The organism is Bradyrhizobium sp. ORS 375 (assembly GCF_000239775.1).
GTDB lineage: Bacteria > Pseudomonadota > Alphaproteobacteria > Rhizobiales > Xanthobacteraceae > Bradyrhizobium.
Map to the genome: position 1 here is coordinate 1 of NZ_CAFI01000141.1, position 11,267 is coordinate 11,267.

The 11,267-nt window shown below is 65.0% G+C and carries 8 protein-coding genes; 2 read left to right on the forward strand and 6 right to left on the reverse strand.

Features of this window, described 5'->3' with window-relative positions; translation table 11 throughout:
- Window positions 1–514 precede the first annotated feature (514 nt).
- The 6 genes from BRAO375_RS12195 to BRAO375_RS12225 all read right to left on the reverse strand — a co-directional run bounded on the left by BRAO375_RS12195 (window position 515) and on the right by BRAO375_RS12225 (window position 9,144).
- Window positions 515–2,152 carry an ABC transporter ATP-binding protein gene (locus tag BRAO375_RS12195; RefSeq protein WP_009027775.1) on the reverse strand — a complete coding sequence of 546 codons (1,638 nt, stop codon included), beginning with the start codon at window positions 2,150–2,152 and terminating at the stop codon, window positions 515–517.
- A gap of 47 nt (window positions 2,153–2,199) precedes the next feature.
- Window positions 2,200–3,372 carry an ABC transporter permease gene (locus BRAO375_RS12200; RefSeq protein WP_009027776.1) on the reverse strand — a complete coding sequence of 391 codons (1,173 nt, stop codon included), beginning with the start codon at window positions 3,370–3,372 and terminating at the stop codon, window positions 2,200–2,202.
- A 2-nt stretch (window positions 3,373–3,374) separates the two neighbouring features.
- Window positions 3,375–4,487, reverse strand: a complete 1,113-nt coding sequence (locus tag BRAO375_RS12205) for a microcin C ABC transporter permease YejB (protein WP_009027777.1) — start codon at window positions 4,485–4,487, stop codon at window positions 3,375–3,377.
- Window positions 4,488–4,490: 3 nt separating this feature from the next.
- Entirely contained in the window at window positions 4,491–6,368 is a 1,878-nt protein-coding gene (locus BRAO375_RS12210; RefSeq protein WP_201767534.1) for an extracellular solute-binding protein, read from the reverse strand.
- Complete coding sequence (locus tag BRAO375_RS12215; protein ID WP_009027779.1) at window positions 6,365–8,269, reverse strand: extracellular solute-binding protein; 1,905 nt, start codon at window positions 8,267–8,269, stop codon at window positions 6,365–6,367. Before BRAO375_RS12215 ends, BRAO375_RS12210 begins: the two co-directional genes overlap by 4 nt.
- A gap of 326 nt (window positions 8,270–8,595) precedes the next feature.
- Window positions 8,596–9,144: a c-type cytochrome gene (locus tag BRAO375_RS12225; RefSeq protein ID WP_009027780.1), complete on the reverse strand. Its 549-nt coding sequence runs from the start codon at window positions 9,142–9,144 to the stop codon at window positions 8,596–8,598.
- Between the two features lie 273 nt (window positions 9,145–9,417).
- Here BRAO375_RS12225 and BRAO375_RS12230 point away from each other — a divergent pair, with 273 nt between their 5' ends.
- Both BRAO375_RS12230 and BRAO375_RS12235 read left to right on the forward strand, forming a co-directional pair.
- Window positions 9,418–10,158, forward strand: coding sequence for a 3-deoxy-manno-octulosonate cytidylyltransferase (locus BRAO375_RS12230; RefSeq protein WP_009027781.1), 741 nt, complete (start codon window positions 9,418–9,420; stop codon window positions 10,156–10,158).
- Between the two features lie 18 nt (window positions 10,159–10,176).
- The gene (locus BRAO375_RS12235) at window positions 10,177–11,040 is read left to right on the forward strand and encodes a prephenate dehydratase (RefSeq protein WP_009027782.1); all 864 of its coding nucleotides are present in this window, start codon (window positions 10,177–10,179) and stop codon (window positions 11,038–11,040) included.
- Window positions 11,041–11,267: the final 227 nt, after the last annotated feature.

The window sequence follows — 11,267 nt, forward strand, 5'->3', positions numbered from 1 at the left end:
CGGCCGGCGGTGAGCGCGGAGCGGTGGCAGGCGCGGCCCGTCGCAGCCCACGGCGAGACGGGGCCTGCCAAGCCTGCAGCACGTCCTCGTCATGAACGGATCATTTCTCGGCCGAGATCCATCCGCTCGTCATTGCGAGGAGCGCAGCGACGAAGCAATCCAGAGTCCCGCCTGCGACTCTGGATTGCTTCGCTGCGCTCGCAATGACGAGGGGAAAGAGCGTGCTCTTCGCGGGGAAAGATCGGATTGCGCAGCAATCCGGGGGCATGGCACAGATGTAGTTTCGATCGGAAGTCATGCGGATTGGCACGAGAATAGCGAGTCGCACTCAGTCATTGTCGAATCGGACAGAGATCAATTCGCTGTATAAAAGCAGCACCGCTCGTGCGGCTGCCCCTCACCCCAACCCTCTCTTCGTAAGTACCGGGAGAGCGGGCGCACCGGTTTTGAGAGTGGAGTTCGCGTCCAACTCATACGTGGTCGGATTGCAGAGCGCGGAATTGGCTGATGCCTTTCAGCTCGATGCCGCCCCATTCCCCGCCGTCTCGTTCCTGAATGCCGCAGCGAACAGCGCGCGCGTGTAGTCCGTCTTCGGCGCCTTGAACAGCTGGGCTGCCGGGCCCTCCTCGACCACCTTGCCGTGACGCATGACGATGAGGTGGCTCGCCAGCGCAGCGACAACGCGCAAATCGTGCGAGATGAACATGTAGGTCAGCTCGCGCTTGCGCTGCAGCTCGCGCAGGAGCTCGACCATCTGCGCCTGGAACAGCATGTCGAGCGCGGAGGTCGGCTCGTCGAGCACGACGAAGGACGGCTCGAGCACGACGGCGCGGGCGACCGAGATGCGTTGGCGCTGGCCGCCAGAGAATTCGTGCGGGTAGCGGAAGCGCGTCGCCGGATCGAGGCCGACATCATTGAGCGCCTTGACGACCTTCGCCTCGCGCTCGGCATCCGACAGTTTGGGCTGATGCACGGTCAGGCCTTCGGCGATGATGTCGCCGACCGACATGCGCGGGCTGAGCGCGCCGAACGGATCCTGGAAGACGATCTGCATGTCCCGGCGGAACGGGCGGACGTCCTTGAACGACAGGCCCTGGATCTCCTTGCCGAGAAATACGATCGGGCCGTCGGAGGAGATCAGCCGCAGCAGCGCGAGACCTAGCGTGGTCTTGCCGGAGCCGGACTCGCCGACCACGCCGAGCGTCTCGCCCTTGCGCACGGCGACGCTGACGCCGTCGACCGCCTTGATGTGGCCGACGGTGGAGCGGAACAGGCCGCGCTTGATCGGAAACCAGACCTTGAGATCCTTGGCCTGCATCACCACCGGCTGATCAGGCCGCGGCGGAGCCGGGTCCGGCTTCGGCTCGGCGGCGAGCAGCGCCTTGGTGTAGGGATGCGATGGCGCGGTGAACACCTGCTCGACCGGGCCCTGCTCGACAATCTTGCCGCCATTCATGACGCAGACGCGATCGGCGATGCGGCGGACGATGCCGAGATCGTGGGTGATGAACAGCAGGCTCATGCCGAGCCGCGCGCGGATGTCGGCGAGCAGCGCCAGGATCTGCGCCTGCACGGTGACGTCGAGCGCAGTGGTCGGCTCGTCGGCGATCAGGAGGTCCGGCTCGTTGGCGAGCGCCATCGCGATCATCACGCGCTGCCGCTGGCCGCCGGAGAGCTGGTGCGGATAGCTGCCGAGCCGCGTCTCCGGCTCGGGGATGCCGACCTGCGTCAGCAGCTCGAGCACGCGTGCCCGCGCGGCGCTGCTCGAGATCGGCTTGTGCAGATGCAGGATCTCGCTGATCTGCCGCTCGATCGTGTGCAGCGGATTGAGCGAGGTCATCGGCTCCTGGAAGATGATCGAGATGTCGCTGCCGCGGATGCCGCGCATCTCGCCTTCGGACAGTGGCAGCAGATCGCGGCCCTTGAAGCGGATGCTGCCCGAGGGATGCGAGGCGACCGGATAGGGCAGCAGCTTCAGCACCGACAGCGCGCTGACCGACTTGCCCGAGCCAGACTCGCCGACCAGCGCGACGCATTCGCCGCGCTTGATGTCGAAGGAGACGTGGTCGACGGCGGTCGACGCGCGGCCGCCCTGGTGGAAGGCCACCGAGAGATCGCTGACCGAAAGAAGCGGCTGGGTCATCGCATCCATGTCATCGTATCCATGTCATCGGATCCATGTCATCGGATCCCTGGCGCTCACCTGAACGTCTTGCGCGGATCGAAGGCGTCGCGCACGGCCTCGCCGATGAAGATCAGGAGCGACAGCATGATCGCGACCGAGAAGAAGCCGGTCAGACCGAGCCACGGCGCCTGCACGTTGGCCTTGGCCTGCGACAGCATCTCGCCGAGCGAGGGCGAACCGGGCGGCAGGCCGAAGCCGAGGAAATCGAGCGCGGTCAAGGTCATCACCGAGCTCGACACGATGAACGGCAGGAAGGTCATGGTCGCGACCATCGCGTTCGGCAGCAGATGCCGGACCATGATGACGGCGTTGGAGACGCCGAGCGCGCGGGCCGCCTGGATGTATTCGAAGTTGCGGCCGCGCAGGAATTCGGCGCGCACCAAGCCGACCAGCGACACCCAGGAGAACAGCAGCATGATGCCGAGCAGAGTGAAGAAGCCGGGCACCAGCACGGCCGAGAGGATCAGCAGCAGATAGAGATAGGGGATCGCATTCCAGATCTCGATGAAGCGCTGGAACAGGAGATCGACCCAGCCGCCGAAATAGCCCTGCACGCCGCCGGCGGCGATGCCTATGATCGAGGAGAAGAACGTCAGGGACAGGCCGAACAGCACAGAGACGCGGAAGCCGTAGATCAGCCGCGCGACGACATCGCGGCCCTGGTCGTCGGTGCCGAGCCAATTGTATTCGAGATCGCGGCAGCTCTTCAGACCCTTCTTCTCGACCACAGCCTTGCACTGCGATTCCTTCAGCATCCAGGTCGGCGGCGACGGCGCCGGCGTCGGCAGGTCGAGGTTGTGGGTCGAATAGGAATAGCGGATCAGCGGCCAGATCACCGTGCCGCCCTTGTCCGCGATCAGCTTCTGTAAATAGGGATCGCGATAGTCCGCCGCGGTCTCGAAGTCGCCGCCGAACGCGGTCTCGGGGTAGGAGACGAAAGCCGGCCAGTACAGATGACCGTCGAACTTGATCAGGAACGGGCGGTCGTTGGCGATCAGCTCGGCGAACAGCGAGACGACGAACAGGAACAGGAAGATCCACAGCGACCAGTAGCCGCGGCGGTTGGCCTTGAAGTTCTGCCAGCGGCGCTGGTTGAGCGGCGACGGGCGGAATCTGTGCCGCGTCGGCGGCACGGCCTCGCCGAGCGGCGCCTGCGTGGTGGTCTCGACCGGGGCTGTCTTGAGCATCGTCAGACCTCCCGCGCCTCGAAGTCGATCCGCGGATCGATCCACATATAGGTGAGGTCGGAGATCAGGTTCACCACAAGGCCCAAGAGCGAGAAGATGTAGAGGTTGCCGAACACGACCGGATAGTCGCGGTTGAGGATGCTTTCGAACGACAGCAGGCCGAGGCCGTCGAGCGAGAAGATGGTCTCGATCAGCAGCGAGCCGGAGAAGAAGGCGTGGATGAAGGTGCCCGGAAAGCCCGCGATCACGATCAGCATCGCGTTGCGGAACACGTGGCCATACAGCACCTGGTTCTCGCTGCAGCCCTTGGCCCGCGCCGTCATGACGTACTGCTTGCGGATCTCGTCGAGGAACGAGTTCTTGGTGAGCAGCGTCATGGTCGCAAAGGCGCCGAGCGCCATCGACAACAGCGGCAAGGTGATGTGCCAGAAATAGTCGAGAATCTTCCAGTACCACGGGAAGTCGGCCCAGCCGTCCGACGTCAGGCCACGCAGCGGGAAGATGTTGAGAAAGGAGCCGCCGGCGAACAGGATGATCAGGAGGATCGCGAACAGGAAGCCGGGAATCGCGTAGCCGACGATGATCACCGCCGAGGTCCAGACGTCGAAACGCGAGCCGTCCTGAACCGCCTTGCGGATGCCGAGCGGAATCGAGATCAGATAGGTCAGCAGGGTCATCCACAGGCCGAGCGAGATCGAGACCGGCAGCTTCTCCTTGATCAGCTGCAGCACGGACGTGTCGCGGAAATAGCTCTTGCCGAAATCGAAGCGCGCGAAGTTCCAGACCATCAGCGCGAAGCGCTCCGGCGCCGGCTTGTCGAAGCCGAACTGCTTCTCCAGCTGCTTGATGAAGTTGGGATCGAGGCCCTGCGCGCCGCGATATTTGGAGTTGATCTCACCACCTGAGCCGACCTGCCCCGGCGGCCGCGCGCCGAAATCCGAGCCGCTGCCGCCGGAAATGCGCGAGGTGCCGCCGGTATCGGCGCCAGTCAGCTGCGCGATGACGCGCTCGACCGGCCCGCCGGGCGCGAACTGCACCACGACGAAGGAGATGAACAGGATCCCGAGCAGGGTCGGGAGCATCAGAAACATGCGACGGACGATATAGGCGGCCATGAACTACTTCGCCTGCTCCAGCTTTGCGGCCTTGGCGGCATCGTACCACCAGATGTCGGGGGCGCCGACGCCCGAGGCGTATTTCGGCGGCTTCGGCGGGTGGCCGAATTGATCCCAATAGGCGATCGGATGGGTCGTCCGGTACCATTGCGAGATCCAGTAATGCCCGGCGCGGAACACGCGATCGAGCGCCCGGCAGGCGAAGGTCAGCTCGCTGCGGGTCTCCGCGGCGATCGCCTTCGCCACCAGCGCATCGATCGCCGGATTGCTGATCCCTGCAAGATTGTAGGAGCCCTTGGTCTTGGCGGCCTCCGACGTGAAATAGGGCCGCAGACTGTCACCGGGGGTCGGCGACATCGACAGCCGCTGCACCGTGATGTCGAAGTCGAAATCCTCGACGCGCGCGCGGTACTGCACGGCGTCGACGATGCGCAGGTCGGCGTCGATGCCGAGCGTCTGCAGGTTCTTGATCAGCGTGCCGTGATGCGGCTTGAACGAGACCTCGTCGATCAGGAACTCGATCGAGAAGACCTCACCGTTCGGCAGCAGCCGCTTGCCGTCCTTCACCGGCAGTCCGGCCTGCTGCAGCAGCTGCGTCGCCTTGCGCAGCAGCGCGCGATCCTGGCCCGAGCCGTCCGAGGCCGGCGGCATGAACGGCTCGCCGAACACCTCGTCAGGCACCTGGCCGCGGAACGGCTCCAGCAGCTTCAGCTCCTCCGCCGAGGGCGGGCCGACCGCGACCATGTCGGAGTTCTGGAACGGCGATACGGTGCGCGCATAGGCGCCGTACATGATGGTCTTGTTGGTCCACTCGAAGTCGAAGGCGTAGGCCAGCGCCTGGCGGACGCGCGGATCCTTGAACTTCTCCCGGCGGGTGTTGATGAACCAGCCCTGCCCGCCCGACGGCGTCTCGTCCGGCAGCATCTCGCGCTTGACGCGTCCGTCCTTGATCGCCGGAAAGTCGTAGCGCGTCGCCCAGATGCGCGAGGTGAACTCCTCGCGGAACAGATAGCTCTTGGCGGTGAAGCCCTCGAAGGCGACGTCGCGATCACGATAGAACTCGTAGCGGACGACGTCGAAATTATAGAAGCCGCGGCTGACCGGCAGCTCGGCCGCCCACCAGTCCTTGACCCGCTCGAACTCGACGTAGCGATTCACCTCGTATTTGCCGACCTTGTACGGCCCTGAGCCGAGCGGCACCTCGAGCGTCGATTCGTCGAACGGCCGGCTCGCGTAATAGGCCTTGGAGAAGATCGGCAGGCTGACGACATAAAGCGGCACGTCGCGGGCGCGCTTCTCCACGAAGCTGACGACCACCGTCGCATCGTCGAGCGCCTCGGCCTTCACGAAGTCGCGCAGTTGCACGACGATCAGCGGGTGGCCCTTCTCCTTCAGGGTGTTCAGCGACCAGGCGACGTCCTGCGCCGTGATCCGGCTGCCGTCATGAAAGCGCGCCTCGGGCCGCAAGGTGAAACGGTAGCTCAGCTTGTCCGGGGAGATCGCCACCGACTTCGCGACCAGCCCATACATGGCATCCGGCTCGTCGCCGGCGGAGACCATCAAGGACGCGAACGTCATGCTCATGCCCTGCGCACCCTCGCCCTTGAGGATGTAGGCATTGAAGGAGTTGAACGTCTGGTAGGACTGGTTGTAGGCGCGCACCGACGGGATCAGCGAGAACAGCCCGCCCTTCGGCGCATCCGGATTGACGTAGTCGAACTGACGGAAATCGGCCGGATATTTCAGGTCGCCGAACGCCGACATGCCGTGCGAACCGGCGCCGAACTCGGCGGCGACAGCCGGCTTCAGCAAAGGCGCCGCCAGCGCGCCCAGGCCAAGCCCGAGCACGCCACGGCGCGACAGACGCGAGTGCGTGGTCAAGAGCGGCCACCCGTCTTCGCCGCCTTCTCCGCATCCCACCACCAGATGTCGGGAAAGCTCGCCATGCCGTATTTCGGCAGCTTTTCGGGGCGGGAGAAGCGATCCCAGCGGGCGGTTCGCTGCTTCGGATAGTTCCACTGCGGCACGACGTAGTAGTTCCACAGCAGCACGCGATCGAGCGCGCGCGTTGCCGCCACCAGCTCGTCGCGGCTCTTGGCGAAGATGACCCGGTCGATCAGCTTGTCGATGGCCGGATTCTTGATCCCGGCAAGGTTCTGCGAGCCAACCATCGAGGCGGCCTGCGATCCCCAATATTCGCGCTGCTCGTTGCCCGGCGACAGCGATTCGGGCCACGAATGCATCACCATGTCGAAATCCCAGTTGCGTCGGCGGTTTTCGTACTGGACCGAATCCACCTTGCGGACGGTCACGGCGAAGCCGACGCGCTCGAGCGACGGCTTGTAGAACAACGCGACACGCTCGAAGGCCGGATCGTCGGCATCGGACAGCAGCTCGATCGTGGCCGGCGCGCCGGTCGCGGTGTTGACGAGCTTGCGATCACGAATCTCGTAGCCCGCCTCCTTCATCAGCTTCTGCGCTTCGAGCAGGTTGCGCCGCACCGCCTCGCTGCTGCCGCCGACGGGATTGGTGTACTCGGTCGTGAACAGGTCGGCCGGGACCTCGGCGCGCACGGTCTCGAGGATCTCGAGCTCCACGCCCTGGGGGAGGCCGGACGATGCGAGCTCGGTGCCGTCGAAATAGCTCGAAATGCGCTTGTACTGGCCGAAGAACAACTGCTTGTTCATCTCCTCGAAGTCGAACGCGAAGTTCAGCGCGCGCCTGACGCGGGCATCCTTGAACAGGTCGCGCCGGCTGTTCGGCACGAAAGCCTGCATCACCCCGGAGCTGCGGTTCGGAAACTCCTCGATGATGACGCGCTTGTCCTTCACGGCCGGGAAATCATAGGCCGTCGCCCAATTCTTCGCCGAGTTCTCGCTGCGCCAATCGGACTGGTCGCCCTTGAAAGCCTCGAGGGCAACCGTGCTGTCGCGCACATAGTCGAAGCGCAACTCATCGAAATTGTAGCGGCCGATATTGACGTTGAGATTGCGGGCCCAGCAGTCGTCCACCCGCTGCAGAACGACCGTGCGCCCGGCGACGAACTCCTTAATCCGGTAGGGGCCGGAGCCGAGCGGCGGCTCCAGCGTCGTCAAGGCGATGTCGCGCTTCTGGCCCTTGCTGTCGGTGCCCTCCCACCAATGCTTCGGCAGCACCATCAGCTGGCCCACGATCTGCGGCAGCTCGCGATTGCCGGGGCCGTCGAAGGTGAACTTGATGTCACGCTCGCCGACCACCTCGGCGCGGACGACATGCTGATAGTAGGCGCTGTAGCGCGGATGGTTCTTCTTGAACGCTTCGAGCGAGAAGATCACGTCGGCCGGCGTGACCGGGACGCCATCGTGCCATTTGGCTTCCGCCCTCAGGCGATAGATCACCCAGGAATAATCCGCGGGATGCTTCACGCTTTCCGCGAGCAGCCCGTATTCGGTCGAGGCTTCGTCGAGCGAGCCGGTCGTCAGGGATTCATAGATCAGCGACACCCCGGCCCCGAGCGCCCCCTTCACGCCAGCCACCACGGGATTGAAATTGTCGAACGTGCCTGCGGGGCTGAAGCGGACCTGGCCACCCTTCGGCGCATCGGGATTGACGTAATCGTAGCGCTTGAAGTCCGCCGGATATTTCACGTCGCCGAACAGCGACAGAGCGTGACGCCAGGCCGGATCTTCAGCCGCCTGCGCCTGCGCGGCGTCGAGGGGGGCGAGGCTGGCCGCGGTGCCGAGCGCCGGGGTCATCGCAGCGAGGACGCTGCTCTGCAGGAGCTGTCGTCGGGTAATCGTCAAATGAGACTTCCTCTGAATAAGACCGCTCGGGAGCAGATCGCCGGCTCGAGCCGCCGCCGCTCCCTGATCGAACGCGTGATCGTAACCCAATTCACCAAGGGCAGGTTGCGCCGACCGCAGCAAGAGCGCTTTGACCCGCGAACCCGTTCCATTCAGGGGACCAATATACGGCAAGGTTTCGACCGATAACCTTGCTTTTTCCTCATGATACCGGGTTGTGAACGGGCCGGATGCGACCAAAGGTCCCAAATGGGGCAAAATTCGCCCCGCACAGCAAAACGGCCGGGCTTGGGGCCCGGCCGTCCGAACTCAAGGATGAAGCTGGCTCACTTGGCTGCGGTCGGCAGCGGCGCGGGATTGTCGGACAGCGAGTTCAGATAGGCCAGCACGTCGGCGCGTTCCGAGTCCTTCTGGATGCCGGCGAAGCCCATCGCGGTGCCCGGGACGTAGCCCTTCGGGTTGGCGATGAACTGGTTCAACGCATCGATGGTCCAGGTGCCGCCCTTGGCCTTGAGCGCCGCGGAGAAGTTGAAATTGCGGCCTTCGCCGATGTGGTCGCCGACGATCCCGTAGAGGTTCGGACCGACGGCATTCTTGCCGCCCTTGTCGAAGGTGTGGCAGGCGGCGCACTTCTTGGCGGCGGCGGCGCCCTTTTCGACCGAGGCGGTCTGGAGCAGCTTCTCGATCGGCTCGGCGGCAGCCGGCGCAGCGCCACCCTTGGCGGCGCCCTCGGCCTCCTTCACGGCGATCTCGAAACCCGGCTTCTCCGGCATCTTCGGCGCGAACAGCGCATTGGCGGAAAAGCTCGTGACCAGCACGACCAGACAGGCGGCCAGCACGGCGCCGAGGATTTTGTTCAGTTCGAAGGAGTCCATTTTGGAATCAGGCTCCGAGGGCGGATTTCATGGCGTGGGAGGCCGCGGGGCCGCGGCCGTGAATCGCCCCAGGACATCGAAGACATCGAGACTCGAAGGCATCGAGACTCGTGAAGGCATCGAGCGGAATCGAGCCGTCGCGCCTCCCCCTGCGGCAGAAGTGAGATATCGGTTTGCCCGTGCTCTGGCAACCCGTATAAGCGGGCGGTTTTTGCTGTCCCCACTCCCGTCCGGACGCGCTGTTGCGACCGGCTCCGACCTGCCGTTCCCCGGATGACCAAGCCTAAGATCCTGGTGCTGATTCCCGCCCGCATGGCCTCGACCCGCCTGCCCGGCAAGCCGCTGCTCGACATTGCGGGCGTGCCGATGATCGTCCAGGTTCTGCGTCGCGCGCAGGAGGCGGCGATCGGCCGCGTGGCGGTGGCGACGGACACGCCGGAGATCGCAGCGGCCGTGACCGCGGCCAGGGGCGAGGTGATCATGACCAAGGCCGATCATCCCTCCGGGTCCGACCGGATCTATGAGGCGATGTGCAAGCTCGATCCGGCCGGCGAGGCCGAGATCGTGGTCAACCTGCAGGGTGACTTCCCAACCATCGATCCCCAGAGCATCAGCGACGTGCTGCCGCCGCTCGCGGACCCCGCGGTCGACATCGCGACCCTGGCGGCACAGATCCATACAGAGGAAGAGAGCCTCAACCCGAACGTCGTCAAGGCGGTCGGCTCCCCCATCCGCGGCCGGCGCATGCGCGCGCTGTATTTCACCCGGGCCACGGCGCCGCATGGCGACGGACCGCGCTACCATCACATCGGCCTCTACGCCTATCGCCGCGCGGCGCTGGAGCGCTTCGTCAGCCTGCCGCCTTCGCCGCTGGAACAGCAGGAGAAGCTGGAACAGCTCCGCGCGCTGGAGGCCGGCATGCGCATCGACATCATGGTCGTCGATGCCGTTCCCCGCGGCGTCGACACCGCGGCCGATCTCGAAACCGCGCGCCGGCTGCTGTCCAAGGCTTGAGCTGCTAGAAGGCCCAACATGAGCAAGATCTTGAAAATCGCATTCCAGGGCGAGCCGGGAGCCAATTCCCACATCGCCATCTCCGAGGCCTATCCGGCCGCCGAGGCCATGCCCTGCCCGACCTTCGAGGACGCGCTCAGCGCGATCTCCTCGGGGGAGGCCGATCTGGGCATGATTCCGATCGAGAACTCGGTGGCTGGCCGTGTCGCCGACATCCACCATCTGCTGCCAGGCTCGGGCCTGTACATCATCGGCGAGTGGTTTTTGCCGATCCGCCACCAGCTGATGGCGCTGAAGGGGACCAAGCTCGCCGACATCAAGACGGTCGAGAGCCACGTTCATGCGCTCGGCCAGTGCCGCCGCATCATCCGCCAGCTCGGCGTCCGGCCGATCGTCGCCGGCGACACCGCCGGCAGCGCCCGCGACGTATCCCAGCGTGGCGACAAGAGCGTCGCAGCGATCGCCTCGCGCCTGGCCGCCGAGATCTATGGCCTCGACATCCTCGCCGAGGACATCGAGGACGAAGCGCACAACACCACCCGCTTCGTCGTGCTCGCCCGCGAGCCGCAATGGGCCGAGCAGAATTCGGGGCCGCTGGTGACGAGCTTCGTGTTCCGCGTCCGCAACCTGCCGGCGGCGCTGTACAAGGCCCTCGGCGGCTTCGCGACCAACGGCGTCAACATGACCAAGCTCGAAAGCTACATGGTCGACGGCAATTTCTTCGCCACGCAGTTCTATGCCGATGTCGACGGCCATCCCGAGGACAAGGGGCTGGCGTTTGCGCTGGAGGAGCTGAAGTTCTTCTCGCGCGAGCTGCGCATCGTCGGCGTCTACCCGGCGCACCCGTTCCGGGCGACGTTCAGCGAGCGCCTTGAAGGCTAGGCTGTTTACGCCGTCATTCCGGGATGGTCCGAAGGACCAGACCCGGAAATCTCGAGCTTCGGACCTCACCTCGAGATTCCGGGCTCGAGGCCTGCAGCCTCGCCCCGGAATGACGCCGAGGGATGGAAGGACTCACCCGTCTCATCCGTTCGAGTGCGACGAGCAGCAGAGCAACGCCCCACCGTCATTCCGGGGCAATCGTCCATGCGGTCACGCATGGGCGATTG